Origin of the sequence: Methylosinus sp. LW4 (assembly GCF_000379125.1) — a bacterium.
Classification (GTDB): domain Bacteria; phylum Pseudomonadota; class Alphaproteobacteria; order Rhizobiales; family Beijerinckiaceae; genus Methylosinus.
On the sequence record NZ_KB900626.1, the window covers coordinates 2,054,619 to 2,079,304 of the forward strand.

Here is a 24,686-nt window from a genome sequence, read left to right on the forward strand (position 1 = left end):
TCTATTTCCCCCGCGCGAGATACTCCTCCTTCAGAACGCGGCGCAGAACCTTGCCGACATTGGTCTTGGGCAGGCTGTCGCGGAACTCGAAATGGCGCGGCGCCTTGTAATGCGTCAGCGTCTCGCGGCAGAAGTCATGCAGCTCCTTGCCGGTGACGCTGGGATCGCGCGGCACGATGAAGGCGAGCGCCGCCTCGCCCGAATGCGGATCGGGAATGCCGATCACCGCCGCCTCGCTGACCTTGGGGTGGCGCGTCAGCACATTCTCGACTTCATTGGGATAGACGTTGAAGCCGGAGACGAGGATCATCTCCTTGAGACGATCGACGATCTTCATCAGTCCATCCGGCATCATCACGGCGACGTCGCCGGTGCGCAAAAAGCCGTCCTCCGTCGTCGCGGCGGCGGTCTCCTCCGGCCGGTTCCAATAGCCGGCCATCACTTGCGGACCTTTGACGCAGAGCTCGCCGCGCTCGCCGAAAGGCGCGGGCTCGCCGGAAGGCAGGCGGATCGACACTTGCGTCGAGGGATAGGGATAGCCGATGGCGCCGGAAAATTCGACGAGATCGGGCCGGTTGCAGGTGATGACCGGCGAGGTCTCCGAAAGGCCATAGCCTTCGATGATGGGATGGCCGGTGATCTCCTTCCATTTGCGCGCGACGACGTCTTGCGTCGCCATGCCGCCGGAGATGCAGAAGATGAGATCGGAGAAATCGACGCGCCGAAAATCGGGATGATTGGCGAGCGCCGCATAGAGCGTGTTGACGCCGGAGATCATGGTGAAGCGCGATTTGCGCAGCGTCTTCACGAAGCCGGGAATATCGCGCGGATTGGCGATGAGCAGGCAGGAGCCGCCGATCTTCACGATCAGCAGGCAGCAGGCGGTGAGGCCGAAGATGTGATAGAGCGGCAGCGCCGTCACCATCACCTGATCGAGCGGCGTCGGCAGATAGGGACAGAGCCAAGCGGCCGATTGCGTGACATTGGCCGCTATGTTGCGATGCCGCAGCATCGCGCCCTTGGCGACGCCGGTGGTGCCGCCGGTATATTGCAGAAAGGCGAGATCGTCCGGGCCGACGTCGGCGTCGCGCAGCGGCGCCACGGCGCCTTCGCACAGCACGCGCGAGAAGCGCAGGCTCTGCGGCAGGCGATAGCGCCGCACGGCGCATTTCACATAGCGCGAGATGAAATTCACGATCGGGCCGCGCAGGCCGAGAAGATCGCCCGGAGCGATGACGACGGCTTTCTCGAGGCTCATCGACGGCCATGCGGCCTCGACGGTGTGCGCGAAATTCTCGAGCACGAAGATCATGCGCGCGCCGGAATCCTCGATCTGATGGGCGAGCTCCTTGGGCGTGTAGAGCGGATTGACGTTGACGACGACCGCGCCCGTGAAAAGCACGCCGAAGATCAAGGGCGGATAGGCCATCACATTGGGCGCCATGATCGCGATGCGATCGCCCTTGGCGATTCCCTGCGATTGCAGCCAAGCCGCGATCGAGCGCGCGGCGTTGCCGAATTCCGCATAGGTGAGCTTGGCGCCGAAGCTCTCGAGAGCGGTGCGGCCGGAAAATTCGACGACGCTCTGGCGGAACATGTCCACGAGGGTCGAATAGCTCGCCGGGTCGATCTCGGCAGGCACGAAAGGCGGATAAGACGCGACCCAGGGACGGGTGGCGTAAGGGTCCGACGCGAGAGTGGCGGCAGTCATTCGTGGCCTCCGGGCATGGGCGCGATCGACCGCGGCCCAGCGGTCCGCTCAATGGATTAGCGTTTGCTCGGGATAGCGACAACTCGGGACAGCGCAATCCACACACGAAAATATAGCGCGCCGCGGGCGCGAGCGCAGCCCCGCGCGCGCGACGATCGTCGTCGCAGCGCAGCATCGCTGCCGCTCGCGAAATTGAAAGCCTTCAGGCGCCGACGGCGCGCGCGCCGAGCAGCAACGCGAGGCCGAAAGCGAGCACGAGGAGAGCGGCGAGCAGCTCGCCCGCGCGCAGCAGCGTCTCCGCGCGCGACGATCTGCGCGCGGCGAGACGCGCGGCGAAATCCTTGGCGAAGACCGCCGTCGCCGCCAAGGCGCCGGTGGTGATCGCCGTGCCGGCGGACATCAGCAGCGTCGCTCCTGCGCCGGCTATGAAGACGCCTTGTGACAGTGTGAAGACGAGCACGAGAATGGCGCCAGAGCAGGGACGAAGCCCCGCCGCGACGACCGTCCCCAGCGCATCGCCCCAACGAAAGCCGGCGCCGAGCCGAGCGGCGTCGATCGCATGCATATGGCCGCAGTCCGGCCCGTGAACATGGCCGGGATCGTCGTCGACCGCTTCGCAGGCGAAGGCGCCGCGGCGCGCGACGGCGAGGACGGGCGCCGGCTCCCGCAGCGCGGCGAGCAGCGCGCGCCCTTTCACATAGGCGAGGCGCGCGCCCACGGCGGCGATGGCGGCGTAGCTCGCCGTCTCGATCCATGTCGCCGCCTCGGTCATGCGCTGCGCGGTGAAGCCGAAGAGAATGGCCGCCACGCCGACGAGCGCGATGGCCACCACGCCCTGCAGCAGCGCCGCCAGGGCGGCGAGCGTCAGCCCGCGCTTCAGCGCCGTTTCATTGGCGATCATATAGGAGGCGAGCACGGCCTTGCCATGGCCCGGTCCGGCGGCGTGAAAAACGCCATAGGCGAAGCTCGCGGCCGCCAGAGGGAAGAAGGCGCTGTTGTCTGTTTTCAGCGCGCGCGCGGCGTTCTGCAGCTCCAAATGGAATTTGCTCTGCCAGGCGAGCAGCAGGCCGGCGAGGCCGCTCGCCGCGCCCACTGGGCCTTCCGAAGGGCCGACGGCGAAAGGATGACGCGCGGCCTGCGCCAGCGCGACGTCCTGCGACAGCGCGAGCGCGGCCAGCGCCAGGACCAGGGCCGGGAGGAGGAGCAGCGCGCGACTCCGCGGCGAAACCCTCACGGGCAGGCCACGACGATGCGCGCGGCGAGCTTCATGCCGAAATCGGCGCCGGGCGACATATTGGCGAAAAAGGCTTCGCTGAGCTTTTGCGTGTCGACGGCGAGCAACGGCTTCGGCTCCACGACGCTGGTGGAGCAGCCCGCCGGCGCACCGGCGAGAGTTACCGGATTTTGCTTCTCGAGATCGAAGGCGACGAAATAGGTCGGATCATAAGTCTGGAAGGAGAAAGGCTTTTGCGCCGGCAGCGGCTTTTCCAGCGGCAGAGTGAAATGCATGGTGACGATGCGCTTGTCGTCGGCCTCGAGCCACACATCCTCGGGCGGGCCGAAGGCGGCCTTGGCGTTCTGATATTTCGCGAAGGTGAAATAGTCGAATTCGGCGAGCGATTCGGCGTTGGTCTTGGCGAGCGGCGCGAGCTCCTCGCGGCTCGGCGGCTTGCCGTCCTTGCCGAGCCCTTGCAGCGCGAAGGCGGAATACATCTCGTCGAAGGTCCAGGCGTGGCGCACGCCCTTGATCTTGCCGTCAGGCGTGAACACGATCTCGCTGCGCATGGCGACCCACACATGCGGATGCGCGACGGCCGGGACGGCGGCGAGCGCCATGGCGAGGGTCAGCGAAGCGAATGCGAATCTTCTCGGCATAGGGGCTCTCGCCTCGGTGGGGCGCGGCGCTCTCGCGAATCGCTCCCGCTCCGAGCGCGGAGGCTGTAGTCGCGGAAGGCGGCGGAAACAGGGCCGGACGCGCTGTTTCGACAGCTTTTTCGGCGCCCGCGAAGGCTCGCTTGCTGGCGTCGCTCGTCGTGACGTATAATGCCACGCCCGGCGCCGCAAGGACAAGCCGGGCGGGTCGCGCCGGGGGCGGCGGCGGCCATCCCTCGCGGATGGGATACGGATTTTCACGGATGAGGAGGACGGGAGTCTTTCCGCCGACGCGCAAATCCGCAATATGACTCTTTCGAAAGCGCCTCGCGCGAGAGCTTTCGAGCGGCAACGCTTCATAGGGGGAGCGGGCCTCGCGCCCCTCTCCGAGACGATGACGTCGCGCGGCCCTGCGCGAGCGGGGCTCCCCGCGAGGGTCGCGCCGAGCGAGGAGAGAATACGTATGGCGGATGAAGTCGCCGGCGCCACGACAACCGGCCCCGCCCTAGGCGACGTGTCCCTCGCCGATCGATTCGATCTTTCCAAGACGCATGTGCTCATCAACGGCACGCAAGCGATCGTGCGTCTTCTGCTGATGCAGAAGGAGATGGATCGTCGCGCCGGACTGCGCACGGCGGGCTTGGTCTCCGGCTATCGCGGCTCGCCGCTCGGCGGCATAGACGCGCAGCTGCACAAGGCGAAGGCGCTCTTCGACAAGCACGACATTCTCTTCATGCCGGGCCTCAACGAGGATCTCGCCGTCACCGCCATTTGGGGCGCGCAGCAGGCGGAGATGCGCGGCGAAGGCAAATATGACGGCGTCTTCTCCGTCTGGTACGGCAAGGGGCCGGGCGTCGATCGCTCCGGCGACGCGCTGCGCCATGTCAATCTCGCCGGCTCCTCGCGCAATGGCGGCGTGCTGGCGCTGATGGGCGACGACCACACGGCGGAATCCTCCACCACGGCGCATCAGTCGGAGTTCGTCTTCGTCGATATGATGATGCCGATCCTCTCGCCGGCCGGCGTGCAGGAGATTCTCGATTACGGACTCATGGGCTTCGCGCTGTCGCGCTACGCCGGCGTTTGGACCGGCCTGAAGCTCATCAAGGACACGGTGGAATCCACCGCCTCCGTCGACGGCTCGCTCGATCGCGTGCGCCCCATCGCGCCGCTCGATTTTCTGATGCCGCCGGGCGGCCTCAACATACGTCCGCGCGATCCGGTGCTGACGCAGGAAGAGCGCATGCAGGAGAGCAAGCGCGACGCCATGCTCGCCTTCATCCGCGCCAATCGCCTCAATCGCATCGTCACATCGGGCGGCCCCAACGCCAAGATCGGCGTCATCACCGTCGGCAAATCCTATCTCGACGTGCGCCAGGCGATGGACGATCTCGGCATAGACGAGGTGAAGGCCAATGACTACGGCCTGCGCCTCTACAAGATCGCCTGCCCCTGGCCGCTCGAGCCGCAAGGCCTGCGCGAGTTCGTGCGCGGGCTCGATCTCGTCATCGTCGTCGAGGAGAAGCGCTCGCTGATCGAGGTGCAGCTGCGCGAGCAGCTCTATGGCTCGTCGCATCAGCCCATCTGCATCGGCAAGAAGGACGAGGTCGGCGAATGGCTCTTCCCGGTCAAAGGCTCGCTCGACGCCAATGACGTCGCCATCGCCATCGGCCGGCGGCTGCTGAACTACGTTCGCTCCGACGAGCTCGAAGGGCGCGTGCGCCGGCTCGAGCAAATGCAGGAGCGCCGCAAATCGCTGACCGACGCCGGCGTGCGCGTGCCGCATTTCTGCTCCGGCTGCCCGCATTCGACATCCACCCATGTGCCGGAGGGCGCGCGCGCCTATACGGGCATAGGCTGCCACTATATGGCGCAATGGATGGACCGCTCGACCGAGGGCTACACGCATATGGGCGGCGAAGGCGCCAATTGGATCGGCGAGGCGCCCTTCTCGACGCGCAAGCATGTGTTCCAGAATCTCGGCGACGGCACCTATAATCACTCCGGCTCGCTGGCCATTCGCTTCGCCGTCGCGACGAAGACGAACATCACCTTCAAGATTCTCTTCAATGGCGTCGTCGCCATGACCGGCGGACAGGCGCATGAGGGCGAGCTGACCGTCGAGGCGATAGCGCATCAGGTGGCGGCGGAAGGCGTCGCCCGAATCGCGCTCGTCTCCGACGAGCCGCACAAATACGCCTCCGATATTCAATGGCCGCCGGGCCTCGACATTTATCATCGCAACGTCATCAACAGCGTGCAGAGCGAGCTGGCCGCGACGGATGGCGTCACCATTCTGATCTATGATCAGACCTGCGCGACCGAGAAACGCCGCGGCCGCAAGCGCGGCGAATATCCCGACCCGGATGTGCGCGTCGTCATCAACGAGCTGGTCTGCGAAGGCTGCGGCGATTGCGGCCGCGCCTCCAATTGCGTGTCGGTGCAGCCGCTGGAGACGGAGTTCGGCCGCAAGCGCCGCATCGATCAGTCGAGCTGCAACAAGGATCTCTCCTGTCTCGAGGGCTTCTGCCCGAGCTTCGTCACCGTACATGGCGCGCGCATGAAGAAAGCCGCGCCGACCAGCGAGACGCAATGTCCGCCGCCGCCGGAACCCGCCGTTCCGCAGATCGGCGCCGCGCCTTACGGCGTGCTCGTCGCCGGCATAGGCGGGACGGGCGTCGTCACGGTCAGCGCCATTCTCGGCATGGCCGCGCATCTCGAGGGCAAGGGCGTCGGCGTCATCGACATGGCCGGCCTCGCGCAAAAGGGCGGCGCCGTCTACTGCCATGTGAAGATCGGCCGCACGCCCGACGAGGTTCATGCGATCCGCATCGCCGCGGGCGAGGCCGATCTCGTGCTCGGCTGCGATCTCGTCGTCGCCGGCGGCAAGCAGATACTCGCGGCCATCGATCCCACGCGCAGCCATGTCGTCGTCAACAGCGCCGAGGTGTTTCCCGGCGATATCGAGCGCGACCCGGATTTCGTGCTGCCGGCGCAGCGCATAGAGCGCGCCATACGCGAGGCCGCCGGCGAGCGCGTCGATTTCCTGAATGTGACGGAGCTGGCGCTGGCGCTGCTCGGCGATTCCATCGCCGCCAATATGTTCATGCTCGGCTACGCTTGGCAGAAGGGATTGCTGCCGCTCTCCGAGGCCGCGCTCTTGCGCGCGATCGAGCTGAATGGCGAGGCGGTGGCGATGAATCATTCCGCCTTCGCCTGGGGCCGCCGCGCCGCGCATGATCTTTCGAGCGTAACGACCGTCGTCTCCTCATTGCGCGAGCGCAATCCGACTCGTGACGTTTCGCAGAGCCTCGAGGAGATGATCGATCGCCGCGTCGCCTTCCTCACCGATTATCAGAACGCCGCTTACGCCGCCCGCTATCGCGCTCGCGTCGACGCCGTCGCGCGGCTGGAGAAGGAGCGCGTTCCCGGAACGAAGGAGCTGACCGAGGCGGTGGCGCGCGGCCTCTTCAAGCTGATGTCGGCCAAGGACGAGTTCGAGGTGGCGCGGCTCTACACGGATGGCTCTTTCCAGCGCCAGCTCGCCGAAATCTTCGAGGGCGATCTGCGCATGGAGCTGCATCTCGCACCCAATCTCGTCGCCTTCCAGCGCAAGAACGACATAGGCGGCTCGCGCAAGATCACCTTCGGCCCGTGGATGTTCCATGTGCTGAAATGGCTGGCGCGCTTCAAGGGCCTGCGCGGCACCATTCTCGACCCCTTCCGTCCCGACAGCGACCGCATCTCCGAGCGCAAGATGCTCGCCGATTATCAGACGCTCCTGGACGATATTCTGCCGCGCCTATCGCCGGCCAATCACGCCGCCGCCGTCGCGCTGGCGCGCATACCGGAGAAGATTCGCGGCTTCGGCCACATACGCGCCCGCAGCGTGCTGGAGGCGCGCGCCGAGATCGCGCGGCTCTATGGCGAATATTACGCGATCAAGCCCGATCTGAAGATGGCGGCGGAGTGAGGGAGAAGGCGGCGCGCCGCCTTCTCTGTCGAGGCGGAACGCGGCGCTTTCAGCGGAAGCGATCCCCCGCCTCGTCGATCGCCGCATAGAGCGCGTCGAGCTCGCTCGCCTCTATGCAATAGGGCGGCAGAATATAGATCGTGTTGCCGAGCGGACGCAGCAGCAAGCCGCGCGAAATGAAGAATTCATAGAGCGCCGGGCCGATGGTCGCGAGATAGCCGGCGTCGCGCGCGCGCAGATCGAGCGCCGCTATCGTGCCGATGCGCCGCACATTGGAAAAGCGCGCGTCATTCGTAAAGCGCAGCAGCCGCTCCTCCTGCATCGCCGAAAGATGCGCGATGCGCCCACGCACATCCTCGCTCTCCCAAATGTCGAGATTGGCCAGCGCCGCCGCGCAGGCGATGGGATTGGCGGTGAACGAGCTCGAATGAAAGAATGTGCGCGCGCGGTCGGTGGAATAATGCGCCTCGAAAATCTCCGCCGAGCACATGGTCACGGCGAGCGGCAATGAGCCGCCGGTGATGCCTTTGGCGTAGCAGGCGATATCGGGAACGATGCCCGCCTGCTCGCACGCGAAGAGCGTTCCGGTGCGGCCGAAGCCGGTCATCACCTCATCGGCGACGAAGAGCACGCCATGCGCAGCGCAGATGCGCCGCATCTCGCGCAGCGTATCGGCGCCATAGACGAGCATGCCGCCGGCGCCGAGCACGAGCGGCTCGACGACGAAAACCGCTGCGTCCGCGCTGCGGCAGGCAGCCTCCAGCGCGTCGAGCGTCTGCTGCTCGCAGCCGGCGCTGGGAAAAGGAATGCGCGTCACATCGAAGAGCAGCGGCTCATAGGCCGCGTTGAAGACGGAGCGCGCGCCGGTCGACATGGCGCCGATAGTGTCGCCGTGATAGCCATGCTCGAGAGCGATGACGCGATTGCGCGCGACGCCGCGATTGCGGAAATAGCCGAGCGCCATTTTGATCGCGACTTCCACCGATGTGGAGCCGCTGTCGGAATAGAACAGATGATCGAGCCCCGGCGCCGTCAACGCGACGAGCCGACGCGCCAACGACTCGGCCGGCTCATGGGTGAAGCCGGCGAAGATGATCTGATCGAGCCGATCCGCCTGATCCTTGATCGCCTGCACGATCCTCGGATGGCGATGGCCATGGGTGATGACCCACCAGGAGGAGATGGCGTCGAGAATGCGGCGGCCATCCGCGCATTCGAGCCAAGCCCCCTCGCCGCGCGCGACGAGGATCGCGTCTTTCTGCAGCGCATGCTGTGTGAAAGGCCGCCAGACGGGCGATGTCATTACCGTCTCCTTTGGCTGTCGTCATTAGAATTCTGGCGCCACAGCCTTGATTATATGCGTCCATCGCAAGAATAGCGAGAAAGAGATTATCGGAGATCGCCATGTCATTGGCCCCCTGATGATTTAAAATTGCCGCCATGAAGGATGTTCGACAGGGCCGGTCCACCCCCTGCGAACTGACCATCAAGGTAGCCGCCTTTGAGCGCGGCCAACCACCCCAGCTGTTTCTCAATACCCGTCGTCACCGGATCGCTGGTCATCTCGATCGTCGCGCGTTTCAAGCGCACGCTGAGGCCGAAGCTCTTTGCGAGATCATTCGGATCGACCGCCTCCACCGTCTTCGGATCATCGACGTCGCGAAAGCGCACGAGAAACGGGATCTCCTTGTCGATCAAATCGCCGCCGCCCGTCGAGGACAAGTTTTTCTGGAATGCCGGATCGGAGTCTCGCAGTTTTCCCCCGCGCAGCGCCACAAGCGCCGGCAGATAGGCTGCATGGTCCACTGAGCCGAGCCCACCATTTTCGCCGCGCCCCGCGAGCAGCGCGAACAGTAGCCCGCGCGCGCCGAGATCGACGACGACCGCCTGGCCTGTCACCGCGTGATTGGTGCGTTTGCCCTCGAAATGCGTTTCCCATGTCCGCACCTCGATGACGCTCGAACCCGTCTTCGCGCCTTCCGGCGTCTCGACGTCCAGCGTCAGGCGGTAGCGATACGCCGCGCCGGAACCCGGCTTGTCGCAGCCCGCGAGCGCCCACGCGCCGCCGAGCGACGCCGCAATGGAAAGGAACGAGCGCCGCGCCATCATGCCGCGCGCTCCTCGATGCGGCGCGCATTGTCGTTCGCCGCGACAGAGCCAGAACGCCCGAGTTCGTCCGCGCGAGGAACGCAGCGACGAAGCAATCCGGGAGCCGCCTCATGGCTCTGGATTGCTTCGCTGCGCTCGCAATGACGAAGGGGCGTCATTGCGGAAGACGCGAATTGAAATCGGCGAGACGAAAATGCGCGAGAAAAGCCTCGCGCAGCGTCTCGGCGCCGAGCGGCGCGACAAAGGGCAGACGGCCGAGCGCGCGCGCGCCGGAGAGTTTCGCGATAATGCGCTGCGTCTCCTCATTCTCCTCGCCGATGAAGGCGACGCCGAGGATCGGAATGTCGCGACGACGCAGCGCCTCGAGCGACAGCAGGCTGTGATTGATCGTTCCGAGCGTGGTGCGCGCGCAGAGCACGACCGGAAGCCGCCAGCGTGCGATGAGATCGATCGTCAGAGACGCTTCCGTCAGCGGCGTCATCAGCCCGCCGGCCGTCTCGATGACGAGAGGCGCGCGATCCGGCGGCGCCAGACGATCGACGTCGATCGCGACGCCGTCCAACCGCGCGGCGAGATGCGGCGACGCCGGCGTTCGCAGACGATAGGCTTCCGGCAGGAGCTTCTCCTCGGGAAGGCCGGAGAGTCGCGCGACGGAAGTCGTGTCGGTCTCGCCCTCGAGGCCGGACTGCACCGGCTTCCAATAATAAGCGCCGAGCGCGCCGGCGAGCGCGGCGGAAAACACAGTCTTGCCGACATTGGTGTCGGTTCCCGCGACGACGAGGCGCGTCATGCCGGCAGGCCCGCGAGCGCATACGCCAAATCGTCGACCATGGCGGAAATCTGCGCCTCGCTCACATGCAGCGTGAGCGAGATGCGCAGACGCGCGGTTCCTTCGGCGACGGTCGGCGGGCGGATCGCGCGAATGTCATAGCCCTGCGCCTGCATCGCCGTGGCCAGCGCCAACGCGCGCGCATTGGAGCCGACAATGACGGGCGCGATCTGCGATTGCGCCGGCGCCAGTCCCGCCTCCTGCAATTTGCGCGCGGCGAGCGCGATGCGCGAGCGCAATGCGACGCGGCGTCCTTCCGCCTGTTCCACGATCGGCAGCGCGGCGCGAACGCAAGCGGCGACGAGCGGCGACGGCGCCGTCGCGAAGATGAATTGCCGGCAGCGGTTAATGAGGAATTCGCGCAGCGTCGCTGGCAGCAGCACGAGGCCGCCGGAGACGCCGAGCGCCTTGCCGCATGTATGCAGCGTGACAATGTTCTCGCGACCCTCGAGCGCGGCGGCGAGGCCGCGCCCGCCAGGGCCATGGACGCCGGTGGCATGGGCCTCGTCGATGAGGAGAAAGCCGTCGTGACGCGCGGCGATCTTAGCGAGCGCGTCGAGCGGCGCGAAATCGCCGTCCATGCTGTAGAGGCTCTCGACGACGATCCAGGGCCGGCCCGTTCCGCCGCCGCGGCGCCATGCCGCGATCTGATCGGCGAATGCGTCGGCGTCATTATGCGCGGCGGCGACGCTTTCCGCGCGCGAGAGCCGCATGCCCTCATGCGCGCTGGCGTGCACGAGCGCGTCATGGACGATGAGATCGCTCTTTTGCGGCAAGGTCGAGAGCAGCGCCTCATTCGCGGTGAAGCCGGCGCCGAAAAACAGCGCGCTCTCCGCATGGAAGAAGGCGGCCGCCTCGCGCTCCAGAGCCTGATGCTCCTCATGGTCGCCGCGCAGCAGCCGCGAGCCGCCGGCGCCGACGGGAACGCCGCGCGCCAGCGCCGCCGCGGCGGCGTCGCGCAGCTCCTGCGACTCGGCGAGCGCGAGAAAATCATTGGAGCTGAAGTCGAGCCCATGGCGCGGCGCGAGCGTGCGCAAGCGATCCTGCGCGGCGAGGCGCGCGAGGTCCGCGGCGTAGAAGTCGAGCGCTCCGCTCGCGCGATCTATCGTCACTCGATCCTTCCCGGGTCGCCCGGAACATCATGCGACTTTCATCGCGCCGGGGGAGCCGGTTAAATAGCCGGGCGGCGACGGGACGGCAAGAAAGCCCGAGGCCGCGGCTTTTCATCCGGTCGCAACTTGAAAATCCTTCACGCCAACGCGATCTGAGCAGAAAGAGGGTTCCCATGTCCATCGACGAGAGCCGAGCCGAGGCCGATCCGCCGTCGCGGATCGCATGGCCGCCTTTGCTGCTCCTCGCGGCGATCGCCGGCGGGGCGCTGCTCGATCTGCTTCTGCCGCTCTCCGAGGACGCCTGGCCGCTCGGCGCGCGCATCGCCGGCGGCCTCATCGTCGCGCTCGCGCTCGCCAATGATCTCTGGTGCGCGTCGCTGATGCGCCGGCAAGGCACCACGATCCGGCCTGATCGCGCCGTCTCGAGCCTCGTCACCGCAGGGCCCTACCAATGGTCGCGCAACCCCATCTATGTGTCGCATGTCGCGCTGATCGCGGGCCTCGGCCTCGCCCTCGGCTCGACATGGATGCTCCTGCTCACGCCCGTGGCGGCCGTTCTGGTGCAGCGGCTGGCGATAGAGCGGGAAGAGCGCCATTTGTCGCAACGGTTCGGCGCCGAGTTCGACGCCTATGTCGCGAGAACGCGCCGCTGGTTGTAGACTGAGGCGAGAGGAGCTGAATCTGATGGCCGACGCCGCGACTCGCGCAGACTCGCCCGCCGACGCGCATCTCGCCTTCGGCGTGCGCGGAATGACCTGCGCCTCCTGCGTTTCTCATGTCGAAAAGGCGCTGCGCGGCGCGCCGGGCGTGCTCTCGGCCTCCGTCAACCTCGCGACGGAGCGCGCCGACGTCACGCTCGCGCCGGGCGCGGACCTCGCGCAGATCGCCCGCGCGGTGGACGAGGCCGGCTATGAGCCCGCGATCGAGACGATCGAATTCGGCGTCGGCGGCATAACCTGCGCCTCCTGCGTCGCCCATGTCGAAAAAGCGCTGCGCGCCGTTCCTGGCGTGATCGCCGCCGAGGTCAATCTCGCGACGGAGCGAGCGCGGGTGCGCGCGCTCAGCGGCGGCGATATGGCCAAGGCGCTGCGCCGCGCGGTGGCGGAAGCCGGCTATGAGCCGCGCGAGCTCGAGACCGGCGCCAAAGCCGCCGATCGCGAGAGGACCGCGCGCGAGCAGGAGGCCGCGTCGCTGCGCAAGCGCCTCATCGTCGCGGCGGCGCTCAGCGCGCCGGTCGTCTTCCTCGAGATGGGCGCGCACACGATTCCGGGACTCGGCGATTGGCTCATGGCCGCCATCGGCCATCAGACCATTCGCTATCTCTCCTTCATTCTCGCGACTCTGGTGCTCGCCGGGCCGGGCCGCGCCTTCTTCGAGAAAGGCCTGCCCTCGCTCTGGCGCGGCCACCCGGATATGAACTCGCTCGTCGCCATCGGCACGATGAGCGCCTATCTCTATTCGGTCGTCGCCACTTTCGCGCCGAGCCTGCTGCCGCATGGCGCCGCCGATGTCTATTACGAATCCGCCGTCGTCATCGTCACGCTGATCCTCTTCGGCCGCACGCTCGAGGCGCGCGCCAAGGGCCGCACGTCGGAGGCGATCCGCGCGCTCGCCGCGTTGCAGCCCAAGACCGCGCGCGTGCTGCGCGGCGCCGAGGAGATCGAGCTGCCGATCGACGATGTCGTCGTCGGCGATCTCGTCGCCGTGCGGCCGGGCGAGCGCATAGCGACGGATGGAATCATCGTCGACGGCGCCTCTCATGTCGACGAATCGATGATTACCGGCGAGCCCGCGCCTGTCGGCAAGCGCAAAGGCTCGGAGGTGACGGGCGCCACGGTGAACACGACCGGCGCCTTCACCTTTCGCGCGACGCGCGTCGGCGCGGATACTGTGCTCGCCGGCGTCATTCGCATGGTGGAGCAGGCGCAAGGCGCCAAGCTGCCGATACAGGCTCTGGTCGATCGCGTCACCGGCGTCTTCGTGCCCGCCGTGCTCGCAATCGCGCTCGTCACCTTCATCGTCTGGCTCGCCTTCGGCCCGCAGCGCGACGTCTCTTATGCTCTGGTGGCGGCGGTCGCGGTGCTCATCATCGCCTGCCCTTGCGCCATGGGGCTGGCGACGCCGGCGGCCATCATGACCGGCACGGGGCGCGCGGCCGAGCTCGGCATTTTGTTCCGCAAGGGCGAGGCGTTGCAGAGCCTGCGCGATGTAACGCTGATCGCCTTCGACAAGACCGGCACGCTGACGCGCGGCAAGCCCGAGCTCACCGATCTCGAGGCGACGCAAGGCGTCTCCGCCGATGACGCGCTGCGGCTCGCCGCCAGCGTCGAGGCGCGCTCGGAACATCCGATCGCCGGCGCGCTCGTCGCCGCCGCGAAAGCGCGCGGGCTTTCCCTCGTCGAGGCGCGAGACTTTGTGGCGACGCCCGGCATGGGCGTCGAGGCGACGGCGGAGGGGCGAAAGATCGCCGTCGGCGCCGCTCGCTTCATGACGGCGCTCGGCCTCGATATCGGCGCCTTCGATACAACCGCGGCGCGGCTATCGGCGGAAGGCAAGACGCCGCTCTATGTCGCGATCGATGGAAAGCTCGCGGCCATTCTCTGCGTCGCCGACGCGCTCGAGGAGACGAGCGTCGCCGCCGTCGCCGCTCTGCATGCGCAAGGCGTCGCCACGGCGATGATAACCGGCGACGACGAGCGCACCGCGCGCGCCATTGCGGCGAAGCTCGGCATGGACGAGGTGATCGCCGGCGTGCTGCCGGAGGGCAAGGTGGCCGCATTGCAGCGCCTGCGCGAAGGGCGACGCATCGCCTTCGTCGGCGATGGCGTCAATGACGCGCCGGCGCTCGCCGCCGCCGATGTCGGAATCGCCATCGGCACGGGAACCGACATTGCGATCGAGGCCGCCGATGTCGTGCTGATGTCCGGCCATGTGTCGAAAGTGCCGGCCGCGCTCGCGCTCTCGCGCGCGACCATGCGCAATATCGCGCAGAATCTCTTTTGGGCCTTCGCCTATAATGTGATTCTGATTCCCGTCGCGGCGGGCGCGCTCTATCCCTTCAATGGAACGCTGCTCTCGCCCATGCTCGGCGCGGGCGCCATGGCGTTCTCGAGCGTCTTCGTGCTGACCAATGCGCTGCGGCTGCGGCGCTTCCAGCCGCCGGTGGAGGAGAGCGCGACGAGCTTCGAAACGCCTTTGCGCGTGGAAGAGAGCGAGCCTGAAGGCTCGCGGTCCATAGCGGCGTCGGACCGCGAGCCTTCGGGCTCGCCGCTGCAAATCAATGAGGAGGAAAACGATATGACGACGACATTCGACGTTCAGGAAATGTCTTGCGGCAAATGCGTGAAGCATGTGACCGAGGCGGTGCAGAAGGCGGAGCCGCAGGCGCAGGTGAAGATCGACCTCGCCACCGGCAAGGTGGAGGTCTCCCCCTCGCCCAAGGACCCGGAAGGCCTCGCCAAGATCATCACCGACGCCGGCTATCCGGCGCGGGTCGCGGCCTGAGCGCGCGCCCATGGCGGGATCGCTCGCAGGCAAGACTCTTCTCGTCACCGGCGCGAGCCGCGGCATCGGCCTCGCGATAGCGGAGCGCGCGGCGCGCGACGGTGCCAATGTGGCGATCATCGCCAAAAGCGTCGCCGAGCATCCAAAGCTGCCGGGGACGATCTACACCGCCGCCGCGGCGATCGAGAAGGCGGGCGGGCGGGCGCTCGCCCTGCCCTGCGACATTCGCTTCGACGCGCAGGTGCAGGAGGCCTTCGACAAGACGGCGGCGATCTTCGGCGGCGTCGACATTCTCGTCAATAACGCCAGCGCGATCGATCTGCGCGGCGTCGAGGCGATCGAGATGAAGCGATTCGATCTGATGCATCAGATCAATGCGCGCGGGACCTTTCTCTGCGCCAAGCTCGCTTTGCCCTATCTGAAGAAATCCGCCAATCCGCACATTCTCACTCTGTCGCCGCCGCTCGACATGAGCCCGCGCTGGTTCGCGCCCAATCTCGCCTACACAATGGCGAAATATGGCATGAGCCTCGTCACGCTCGGCCTCGCGCGCGAGCTTTCCGGCAAGGTCGCGGTGAACTCGCTATGGCCGGAGACGGCGATCGCCACGGCCGCCGTCGGCAATCTGCTCGGCGGCGACGCCGTGCTGCGCCGCGCGCGCAAGCCGCAAATCGTCGCCGACGCCGCCCATGCGATTTTGACGCGCGAGGCGCGCGCCTGCACCGGCAATTTCTTCATCGATGTGAATGTTCTCGCCGAGGAAGGCGTGACGGATTTCTCGCCCTATGCGGTCGATCCGAGCCAGCCGGCGATATTGGATTTCTTCCTCGACGCGCCGATCACCGCCGGCGTGCAGAAATTCCCCTTCGGCGGCTGAGCGCGCTCAGCCGAGCGCCGCAAAGCCAGAATAGAGCGTGTAGAGTCCGACAATGGAGATCAGCGCGCCGGAGAGATAGGGCGCCTTGGCGGCGATCGCATCGAAGCCGGACCAACGGTCCGACGCATGACGCACGCCGAGCGCCGCGGCGACGCCGACGGCGACCATTGTGATCGCGAGGCCGATGCTGAAGCACAGCACCAGAGCCGCGCCCAGCGCCATCTGCCCGAGCTGAAGACAGAGCAGGAGCACGGTGATCGAGGCCGGGCATGGGATGAGCCCGCCGGTGAGGCCGAACACGATGATCTGCCCCGTCGTCACATGGCGGGAGGCGAAGCGTCGCTTTATGTCCTGCGCATGGGCGCGCTCATGCGCGTCCATCGTCTCCTCGTCGAGAATCAGCGAAACGCTGTCCGCCGCGGCATGGTCGTGCGCGTGGCGATGCGAATGATCGTGATCGTGGTCGTGTCCATGCGCGTGGTCATGCGAATGATCGTGAGCATGCGCGCGCGGACGATCGCGCCAGATGCGCCATGTCATCCAGGCGGCGACGGAGAGGATCAGCGCGCCGGAGGCGATTTGCAGATAGGGCTCATTGGCCTCTGCGTTCCAATGCGCGCCGAGATAGAGCCCGGTGAGCGCGACGATCCATACGATCGCCGTATGCGAGAGCGTCGCCGAGAGGCCGAGCAGAATCGCCTGACCGACCGTGCCGCGCACCGCGACGATGAAGGCCGCCATCATCGTCTTGGAATGGCCGGGCTCGAGGCCGTGCAGCGCGCCGAGCGCGACCGCCGTCGGCGCGAACAGCCAGGCGTTGGCCGCGCCGTCCCGAAACAAATCCGCGAGATTCGCCATGCGCCCTCTATTCTCCGCCCGTGGCATATACTGACTTTCGGGCCGCCGGTTAAGTCCCTCTTCTGGGCGCGCGGCGCTTTTGCCGCGGTAAGCATGAATAGCGAAATCGCCGTCCGCGCCACATCTAATCCCTGTCCCGCCCCTTGACCGGCCCGTCGCGAGAGCCGAAACTCTCCGCATCGAGCCCGAAAGCCGCACGGTTTCATATGGATCGCCAACTCGCCTCGAGCGCGGCCGCCCAGGAGGCGACCCGGCGCGCCTTGCGGAGCCGGCGCAGCGGCGAAGGTCCGCGCATCCGTTTTGGAACCGATCGCGCCGGCATGACCGTCGCCGCCCGCAGCGACAGCCTCACCATCGGCTCCGTCTCGCGGCCGACGCGGCGCATTCGCTCGATCATTTTCGACACCGCCGTCGATGATCTGCGCAAGCAGAATATTCAGCTGCGCGGCTATGAGATGCATGGCGCCGCTTTCGTCGAGCTGAGCTGGGAGCGCCCTTCGGCGCCGGGGGCGCGCGGCTCGATAGAGCTACGCGTGCCGACGCTCGAGGTCGGCAAGATGCTCGGCTTCTCCGAGCCGCTGCGCCGCTCCATCGCCGATCGTCCGCTGGAGGCGCGCAGCGTCGCCGAGACGGAGCGACGCGAGCGCCTGGTCGAGCGCGCGCAGACGCGCATCGCCGTCTGCTTCGACGACGGCTTCGTCGAATGCGGTGGACGCCGCGTCAATTTCCATGAGATCGAGCTGCAGCTCATCGACGGCGCCGAGGAAGAATTCTGGAACGTCGCCGCCGAGCTCGCGCCGCGCGTGAGAGCGCGCTTTCTGCCGATGAGCGAGGCCGAGCTGGCGCTGGCGCGCGCGACCGGCGAAGGCCTCGCGCCGGCGAAGGCGCGCCGGCCGACGCTCGCCGAGGGGGCCTCGCTGGATGAAGCGATCGTCGCGGCGCTCTCCGCCTGCCTCGATCAATTCGTCGCCAATTGGCCGGCGCTGCAATATCAGGCGCCGGAGGAAGCCATTCACCAGATGCGCGTCTCGCTGCGACGCCTGCGCGCCGGCGTCGGCATGCTGCGCCGCGGAGTCACGAGCGAAGCGCTGGAGATCGCCGCCGCGCGCGCGAAGGAGATAGCGACGACACTCGGCGCGGCGCGCAATCTCGACGTGCTCGTCGATATGCTGGTCGCCGGTCCGCTCGCCCAGGCCAATGGCGAGCCGAGCTTCTATGCGCTGCTCGATGCGGTCGAGCGGCGACGCATAGAAGCGCACGCCGCCGTCGCCGCGCTCATCGCCGCGCCGCGGACGACGCAATTCGTCGTCGATCTGCGCGCCGCCCTCGCCGCCAGAAATTGGCGCGCGCAGCCCGGCGAGGATGGACGCGCGAGGCTCGATGCGAGCGCGCCCGGCTCGGCGAAGCAATTCGCCATACGCTCGCTCGATCGGCTGCATCGCCGCGCGCTGAAGAAGAGCCGCGACCTCGCCGCGCTGACGCCGGAGCAGCGGCACCATGCGCGCATCGCCTTCAAGAAGGCGCGCTACGCCGCGGAGTTTTTCGAATCCCTTTTCGACGCGCATGCGAAATCGCGCCACTATCTGCGACGCACGGCCGCGCTGCAGGACGAGCTCGGCGCCATCAACGATCTCGCCGTCGCGGCGGAGCTGCTGCGCGATCTCGGCGCATCCGACCCCGATATCGCGCCGGCGAGCGCCTTCGCCGTAGGCTGGTGCGCGCATGCGCGCGAGGGCGCCGCGACGGATTGGAAGAAGACCGAGAAATCCTTGAAGAAGCTCGAGACATTCTGGCGCTGAGCCATGCGCGCGGAACCAAGACGCCCGCGAGACGTTGTCTTGCCAAATGAGCACGCTGCACCAGCAGTGGCGCGCGCCGATCGAATGGACGCGTCCGCCGCCTTTAAAAATCGCCCAGATCGCGCCATTGATCGAAAGCGTGCCGCCGCGCCTCTATGGCGGAACGGAGCGCATCGTCTCCTTTCTCACCGAGGAGCTGGTCGCGCAGGGCCATGACGTCACGCTCTTTGCGAGCGGCGGCTCGGTCACTTCCGCGCGACATGTCTGCTGCAGCGATCTGCCTTTGCGTCAGAAGCGCGCGAGCGATCCGACGCCGAGCTATCTGCTGATGCTCGATCGCGTGCGGCGCGTGGCCTCACAATTCGACATATTGCATTTTCATATCGATCAGCTGCATTTCCCGCTGTTTCGCGACATTGCGGCGCATACGCTGACGACGCTGCACGGGCGCCAGGACCTTCCCGATCTCGATCGTCTCTACGCCGGCTTTCCCGAAATGCCGCTGGTCTCCATCTCCGACTCGCAGCGCAAGGCCGTTCCACACGCCAATTTCGTCGGCACGGTGATGAACGCATTGCCGCTCGATCTGCTCGCGCCGACGCTGCATTCTGCAGGCGATTATCTCGCCTTTCTCGGCCGCACATCGCCGGAGAAAGGTCTCGATCACGCCATCGCCATAGCGCGCGCCGTCGGCCTGCCGCTGAAGATCGCGGCCAAGGTCGATCTGCCGGACAAGGCCTATTTTCACGAGCATATCGAGCCGCTGCTGTCGCTTCCGGGAATCGAGTTCGTCGGCGAGATCGACGATCGCTGCAAGAGCCGTTTTCTCGGCGAGGCGCGCGCGCTGCTGTTTCCGATCGAATGGCCCGAGCCTTTCGGCCTCGTCATGATCGAGGCGATGGCCTGCGGCGCGCCGGTTCTGGCCTTTCGCCGCGGCGCGGCGCCGGAGATCCTAGAGGACGGCGTCACCGGCGCGCTGGTGGAGAATGTCGCGGAGGCGATCGCGCGTCTTCCGCGCGTGCTCGCGCTCGACCGCGCGCAGATCCGGCGACGCTTCGAGGAGCGATTTTCTGCGGCGCGAATGGCGGCGGAATATGTCGCCATCTATCGCCGCCTGCTGCGCGCTCCGGCGCCGGCCGAGCTGCGCGCGCATCCCATTGTGCTGCCGCCGACCTATTTCAGCAGGAATGTCGAGCAAATCGAACCGGACGATACATATCCCCCGCTCTAGCGAAAGCGAGGCAGCGCGCGAGCCGCGAGAGTCCGGCGCGCCGCCGGACGCCGGCGACGCGCCGCAGGCGCATGAGCTGCAATTCTACATTCCGGCGACCGGGCCGCCTTCGCGGCCGCGCCGCACGCTCAAGCACGACGACACATTCGCCGTCTTCGACAGCCATGGCGACATAGGCGCGACGGCGGGCGGGCCGGACGGGCTCTTCGATCACGACACGCGCTATCTCTCTCATCTCGAGCTCCTGATCGAAGGCGCGCAGCCCTTGCTGCTCGACTCCGCCATACGCGACGACAATCTGAGCTTTTATGTCGATCTCACCAATCCCGATATTTTCCGCGACGAGAAGATCGCGCTGCTGAAAGACTCGGTCTATGTCTCGCGCACGCTCTATCTCAAGGACGGCTCGCTGCGCGAGCGGCTCGAGATCTCCAACCAGAGCGCCGAGGAGGTTCGGCTCGATCTGTCGATCGGCTTCGGCAATGATTTCGCCGATATTTTCGAGGTGCGCGGCGTCAAGCGCGCGCAACGCGGGCGCGCCTGGACGCAGCTTTTGGCGGCCGGCGCAGTCGCGCTCTATTATCGCGGCCTCGACGGCGCGCTGCGCGAGACGGCGCTGTCCTTCGAGCCCGATCCTTCGCTTCTCGTCGACAGCGTCGCCACCTATTCGCTGCGCCTCGCGCCGCGCCAGGCGCAGACGATCTTCCTCACCGCCGCGAGCCGCGGACGTCTGCCGAAATCGACGCAATCCTTCTTCAACGGATTGACCGGTCTGCATCGCGAATTGAAGGCCGCCGCCGGCCAGAGCGCGCATGTCGAGACATCCGATCCGACGCTCAATCAAATCCTCTGGCGCTCGACCGCCGATGTGCGCATGCTGCTCACCAAGACGGCGGAAGGCTGCTATCCTTACGCCGGCATTCCCTGGTATTCGACCACATTCGGACGCGACGGCATCATCACCGCGTTGCAAATGCTGTGGTTCGACCCCAGCATCGCCATCGGCGTGCTGAAGCGTCTCGCCGCGCATCAGGCGGAGGATTTCGACGCGCGCGCGGACAGCGAGCCCGGCAAGATTCTGCACGAGATGCGCGACGGCGAGATGGCGGCGCTCGGCGAAATTCCCTTCGGCCTCTATTACGGCTCGGTGGATTCGACTCCGCTCTTCATCGTTCTCGCCGGCTATTACGCGCGTCGCACGGGGGATTACGCGCTGGTGCGCGAGCTGTGGCCGGCGATAGAGCGCGCGCTCGCCTGGATCGACGGACCAGGCGACCCGGACGGCGACGGCTTCGTCGAATATGCGCGCCATACGGAGAAGGGATTGCGCAATCAGGGCTGGAAGGATTCGCATGATTCCGTCTTCCACGCCGATGGACGTCTCGCGGATGGCCCGATCGCTCTGGTCGAGGCGCAGGCCTATGTCTACGCCGCGCGGCGCCTCGCCGCCCATTGCGCGCGCGAGCTCGGCCTGCATGCGCGCGCCGAGGAGCTGGCGCGCGCCGCCGAGACTCTGCGCGCGCGTTTCGAGGAGGCCTTCTGGTGCGAGGAGATCGGCACCTATGCGCTGGCGCTGGACGGCGACAAAAAGCAATGCAAGGTGCGCACGAGCAATGCGGGACATGCGCTCTATGCAGGCATAGCGCGGCCGGAGCGCGCGCAGAGCGTCGCCGATGGGCTGCTCGACTCCAAATTCTTTTCCGGCTGGGGCTTGCGCACCGTGGCGCGCGGCGAGAGCCGCTACAATCCCATGTCCTATCACAACGGCTCCATATGGCCGCATGACAATGCGCTGATCGCGCATGGGCTCGGCCGCTATGGCTTCAAGGAGGGCGTCGCGGCGATATTCGACTCGCTGATCCGCGCCGCGAGCTATATGGAGGCGCGCCGCATTCCAGAGCTCTATTGCGGCTTTCGCCGGCGCCGCGGACGCGGCCCCACTCTCTATCCCGCCGCCTGCTCGCCACAGGCCTGGGCGGCGAGTGCGCCTTTCCTGCTCATCCAAACCATGCTCGGCCTCGAGTTCGACCATAAGGCGCGACAAATTCGCCTGGTGAATCCCTCCGTGCCGCTCTCGGCCGGCGAGATCGTGATACGCGATCTCTCGCTCGGCGAGGCGCGCGTCGATCTGGCGTTGAAGCAGGACGCCCGCTCGGCCATATCGCTGCATGTGCTGCGCACCATCGGCGACGTCCAAGTGTCGCTGGTCTTCGATCCAGATGTGCGCGAGCATCCGCTCACGGCCAAGGGCTGAGGGCGGCGGAACCATTCCAGAGCCGCCGCGTTGCTTCGGGACGATCGCGGCCACAGGAGGAACTGCCGATGGCGAGCGCCAATCCCGACCTCAATCTCGTCTCCAGCGAAGACGTCGAAGGCACGACTGTCTTCGATCGGCTCGGCAATCAGCTCGGAGAGATCGATCATCTGATGATCGACAAGATCTCGGGCCGCGTGCGCTACGCCGTCATGAGCTTCGGCGGCTTTCTCGGCCTCGGCCACAGCCATTATCCGCTGCCGTGGAACTCGCTCTCCTACGACAATGAACGCGAGGGCTATGTCGCCGACATCATCGAGCAGCAGCTGCAGAATGCGCCCGAGTTCAGCGACGACAGCTGGACCGACCGCGACTGGGAGAAGCGTGTTCACGAGCATTATCACGCGCGCCCTTATTGGGACGAGCAGTCGCAGCAATGGCAGGGCGAGCAGCAGCCGCGTCCGCGCGGCTGAGGCGCGCGGCGGCGCGCCTGCGGCTCGCTCCAGGATCGACAGGCTTCGCCGCTATGCGTTAGAAATTTCAGACCGTCGATTCGCGCGGCGTTTTTTCTCGACTCGCTTTTTCGAATGGAGATTTTCTCGTGACTCTTCGACGCTTCGCGGCGCTCGGCTTTTCGGCTGCGCTTCTCCTCGCTCCGTCGACCTCCGCTCTCGCGCAGGCCGACGGATTTTTCGTTCCCGAGCTCCCCGCGCCTGTGCCGGGCGCGGTTCCGGCGCTGACGCCGGGCGTCCTCACCGCCACGCCCTATTCGTATTATTACCGCTATCCGGCGCCCTATCCTTACGTCTACGCCCGCAACGGCTGTCTCGTGAATGCGGGCGTCTACGACAATTGGGGCGCTTTTCTCGGCTATCAGAGGCTGCGCGTCGCCTGCTGATCGACGACGCGCTTGTCGAGCAGCACCTGATTGGCGTCCAGCGAGAACTCCTTCCACGCCGCCGCAATGTCGAGCAGCGTGACCTGGAGATAATCCTTGGACGGCTTGTGCTCCTCCGGGAAATTGGAGAGCGCGCAAGAGGTGCGATTAAAGTCGATGACGCCGTCGAGCAGCTCCTGAATGAAGCCGTCGAAGGCCTTTTGCGCCAGCGGCGTCAGATCGGAGCGGCCCTTGTCGACGGCGACGACGGAATGGTCGAAGGGCAGGCCCTCGAGCACGGCGATCGCCTCCTTCAGCACCGCCTCCATCGCGCCGAGCATGGCGCGTTGCGTGATCTGCTCCTTCTGGCCGTTGGAGAGGCCGAAATTCAGCCGCTGGCGATAGCTGGCGAAAGTCGGGGCGCGCTTGGCGTTCACCCATTCGCGGAAACGCGCCATGCTGGCTTCATTGAGCGCCTCGCCGGAGGCGCCTTCGCCGGAAATCATCGTCGACGTCTCCTTCTGATCGAGAAGGCGCAGCCTTATACGCTCGGCCGCGACCAGCGCGCCCTCGAGATAGCCGCCGCCCTCGCGCGCGGTCTCCGTGCCGCCGAGATAGAGCTTTCCGTCCCAAAAGGCCTGCCGCAGCAGCGGATCGCCATAGTCGGGATGCTCGGACGGCGGGGTGAGATCGATCGTCGCGCAGGTGAAGGGTTCGTGCGTCCAATCCTGGACATGCTGCTCGCCGTCCTCGACCGACCTGCCGAACAATTGAACGAACTGACTTTCGATCAGCATGGACATGCCGCCGCTGAACGCCTCCCGCAGCTCCGCGGAGAGCGCGAAGAAGCCGCCGATCGCCGCGCGCTCGCCGGAGGCGTCGCAGGCGTCGAAAATCTCGCCCAGAACGGCCTGCTCATGGGTGGCGAAGGCGTTGCCGGAATGCCCTTCCGCCCGCCAGGCCGGCGCGCCGGAGAAGCCGACCACGGCCTTGGCCTGCGACGCCATCCAGGTCGGCGCGCTGCGCATGGCGTTGCGGCTCAGCGCGTCGAGCTCCGGCTGGAAGGCGAGATGCTCCGCCAGCAGGCGCGGCGGCAGAGCGAGAACGGCGCGCTTGGCGGTCACGGTCTCGGTCTTGCCGTCCGACTCGAAGGTCAGCTCCACATGATCGCCGCGGTCGGCGATGGCGCGCAGCACGGAGGAGAGATGAATCGCATCCGCCGGAACCGCCGCCGTCAGCGCCTCGATCAGCGAGGCCATGCCGCCCTCCAGCCGACGCGCGCCGGAATGGAGATTGGGCGTCATGCGCGTCTCCGGCTTCTTGTCGCCGAAGGCGAGCAGCAGCGCCGTGCCCGGATCATATTGCGGAAAATCCGTGAGGCCGAGCTCCTTCACCAGAGCGGTGATGGTCGGCTGCGTGTCCGGCCAGAACCAGGTCGGACCCATATCGACGCGCATTCCCGAGGCTTTGTCCTCGACCGACAATACGCGCCCGCCGAGCCGCGGACGCGCTTCATAGAGCGCGAAGCTCACCCCTGCCCCAGCGAGACCGCGCGCCAGCGCCAAGCCGCAGGCCCCGCCCCCGACAATCACAACGTCCAGCATATTTCAGCTCCTGAGCCGTCTGGCCTTTTGCTGCAAAGCGACGCAAAGGGCGTGCCGGGATTTTGTCGCTTTTGCG

At 66.6% G+C, this 24,686-nt stretch carries 18 protein-coding genes; 9 read left to right on the forward strand and 9 right to left on the reverse strand.

Features of this window, described 5'->3' with window-relative positions; translation table 11 throughout:
* Position 1 precedes the first annotated feature (1 nt).
* The 3 genes from METLW4_RS0110385 to METLW4_RS0110395 all read right to left on the reverse strand — a co-directional run bounded on the left by METLW4_RS0110385 (position 2) and on the right by METLW4_RS0110395 (position 3,586).
* Positions 2-1,711, reverse strand: a complete 1,710-nt coding sequence (locus tag METLW4_RS0110385; protein ID WP_018266141.1) for a long-chain-fatty-acid--CoA ligase — start codon at positions 1,709-1,711, stop codon at positions 2-4.
* 202 nt (positions 1,712-1,913) lie between these two features.
* Positions 1,914-2,945: a nickel/cobalt transporter gene (locus METLW4_RS0110390; RefSeq protein WP_018266142.1), complete on the reverse strand. Its 1,032-nt coding sequence runs from the start codon at positions 2,943-2,945 to the stop codon at positions 1,914-1,916.
* On the reverse strand, positions 2,942-3,586 hold the full coding sequence (locus METLW4_RS0110395) for a DUF1007 family protein (protein WP_018266143.1): 645 nt from the start codon (positions 3,584-3,586) through the stop codon (positions 2,942-2,944). The genes METLW4_RS0110390 and METLW4_RS0110395 overlap by 4 nt, the downstream gene beginning before the upstream one ends.
* 460 nt (positions 3,587-4,046) lie before the next feature.
* Between METLW4_RS0110395 and METLW4_RS0110400 the strand changes: the two genes are divergently transcribed.
* Positions 4,047-7,556 carry an indolepyruvate ferredoxin oxidoreductase family protein gene (locus METLW4_RS0110400; protein WP_018266144.1) on the forward strand — a complete coding sequence of 1,170 codons (3,510 nt, stop codon included), beginning with the start codon at positions 4,047-4,049 and terminating at the stop codon, positions 7,554-7,556.
* A gap of 49 nt (positions 7,557-7,605) precedes the next feature.
* Here METLW4_RS0110400 and METLW4_RS0110405 read toward each other — a convergent pair whose 3' ends face one another.
* The 4 genes from METLW4_RS0110405 to METLW4_RS0110420 form a co-directional block, all read right to left on the reverse strand.
* Positions 7,606-8,859: an adenosylmethionine--8-amino-7-oxononanoate transaminase gene (locus METLW4_RS0110405; protein WP_018266145.1), complete on the reverse strand. Its 1,254-nt coding sequence runs from the start codon at positions 8,857-8,859 to the stop codon at positions 7,606-7,608.
* Between the two features lie 104 nt (positions 8,860-8,963).
* Positions 8,964-9,665, reverse strand: a complete 702-nt coding sequence (locus METLW4_RS26455) for a hypothetical protein (protein WP_018266146.1) — start codon at positions 9,663-9,665, stop codon at positions 8,964-8,966.
* Positions 9,666-9,819: 154 nt separating this feature from the next.
* Complete coding sequence (bioD, locus tag METLW4_RS0110415) at positions 9,820-10,455, reverse strand: dethiobiotin synthase (protein ID WP_018266147.1); 636 nt, start codon at positions 10,453-10,455, stop codon at positions 9,820-9,822.
* Positions 10,452-11,606 carry an 8-amino-7-oxononanoate synthase gene (locus tag METLW4_RS0110420; RefSeq protein WP_018266148.1) on the reverse strand — a complete coding sequence of 385 codons (1,155 nt, stop codon included), beginning with the start codon at positions 11,604-11,606 and terminating at the stop codon, positions 10,452-10,454. The genes bioD and METLW4_RS0110420 overlap by 4 nt, the downstream gene beginning before the upstream one ends.
* A 173-nt stretch (positions 11,607-11,779) precedes the next feature.
* Between METLW4_RS0110420 and METLW4_RS0110425 the strand changes: the two genes are divergently transcribed.
* The 3 genes from METLW4_RS0110425 to METLW4_RS0110435 are packed head-to-tail and all read left to right on the forward strand — an operon-like array spanning position 11,780 to position 15,987.
* The gene (locus METLW4_RS0110425; RefSeq protein WP_018266149.1) at positions 11,780-12,265 is read left to right on the forward strand and encodes a methyltransferase family protein; all 486 of its coding nucleotides are present in this window, start codon (positions 11,780-11,782) and stop codon (positions 12,263-12,265) included.
* 25 nt (positions 12,266-12,290) lie between these two features.
* Entirely contained in the window at positions 12,291-15,110 is a 2,820-nt protein-coding gene (locus METLW4_RS0110430; RefSeq protein ID WP_018266150.1) for a heavy metal translocating P-type ATPase, read from the forward strand.
* 10 nt (positions 15,111-15,120) lie between these two features.
* Positions 15,121-15,987, forward strand: a complete 867-nt coding sequence (locus METLW4_RS0110435) for an SDR family oxidoreductase (protein ID WP_018266151.1) — start codon at positions 15,121-15,123, stop codon at positions 15,985-15,987.
* Between the two features lie 6 nt (positions 15,988-15,993).
* On the opposite strand, the gene METLW4_RS0110440 is transcribed toward METLW4_RS0110435, so the two are convergent.
* A complete protein-coding gene (locus METLW4_RS0110440; protein ID WP_018266152.1) occupies positions 15,994-16,845 on the reverse strand; it encodes a nickel/cobalt efflux transporter in 852 nt (283 codons plus the stop codon).
* A gap of 206 nt (positions 16,846-17,051) precedes the next feature.
* Here METLW4_RS0110440 and METLW4_RS26460 point away from each other — a divergent pair, with 206 nt between their 5' ends.
* The 5 genes from METLW4_RS26460 to METLW4_RS0110465 all read left to right on the forward strand — a co-directional run bounded on the left by METLW4_RS26460 (position 17,052) and on the right by METLW4_RS0110465 (position 23,027).
* Positions 17,052-18,644, forward strand: coding sequence for a CYTH and CHAD domain-containing protein (locus METLW4_RS26460; RefSeq protein ID WP_018266153.1), 1,593 nt, complete (start codon positions 17,052-17,054; stop codon positions 18,642-18,644).
* A 46-nt stretch (positions 18,645-18,690) separates the two neighbouring features.
* Positions 18,691-19,875 (forward strand): glycosyltransferase family 4 protein, encoded by a 1,185-nt coding sequence (locus METLW4_RS0110450; protein ID WP_018266154.1) that lies wholly within the window; start codon positions 18,691-18,693, stop codon positions 19,873-19,875.
* Positions 19,832-22,129: an amylo-alpha-1,6-glucosidase gene (locus tag METLW4_RS0110455; protein WP_018266155.1), complete on the forward strand. Its 2,298-nt coding sequence runs from the start codon at positions 19,832-19,834 to the stop codon at positions 22,127-22,129. Before METLW4_RS0110450 ends, METLW4_RS0110455 begins: the two co-directional genes overlap by 44 nt.
* Positions 22,130-22,197: 68 nt before the next feature.
* Positions 22,198-22,602, forward strand: a complete 405-nt coding sequence (locus tag METLW4_RS24610; protein ID WP_018266156.1) for a PRC-barrel domain-containing protein — start codon at positions 22,198-22,200, stop codon at positions 22,600-22,602.
* 128 nt (positions 22,603-22,730) lie between these two features.
* The gene (locus tag METLW4_RS0110465) at positions 22,731-23,027 is read left to right on the forward strand and encodes a hypothetical protein (protein ID WP_018266157.1); all 297 of its coding nucleotides are present in this window, start codon (positions 22,731-22,733) and stop codon (positions 23,025-23,027) included.
* Here the strand turns inward: METLW4_RS0110465 and METLW4_RS0110470 are convergent.
* On the reverse strand, positions 23,003-24,610 hold the full coding sequence (locus METLW4_RS0110470; RefSeq protein ID WP_026191415.1) for a flavin monoamine oxidase family protein: 1,608 nt from the start codon (positions 24,608-24,610) through the stop codon (positions 23,003-23,005). The genes METLW4_RS0110465 and METLW4_RS0110470 overlap by 25 nt on opposite strands.
* Positions 24,611-24,686 lie beyond the last annotated feature (76 nt).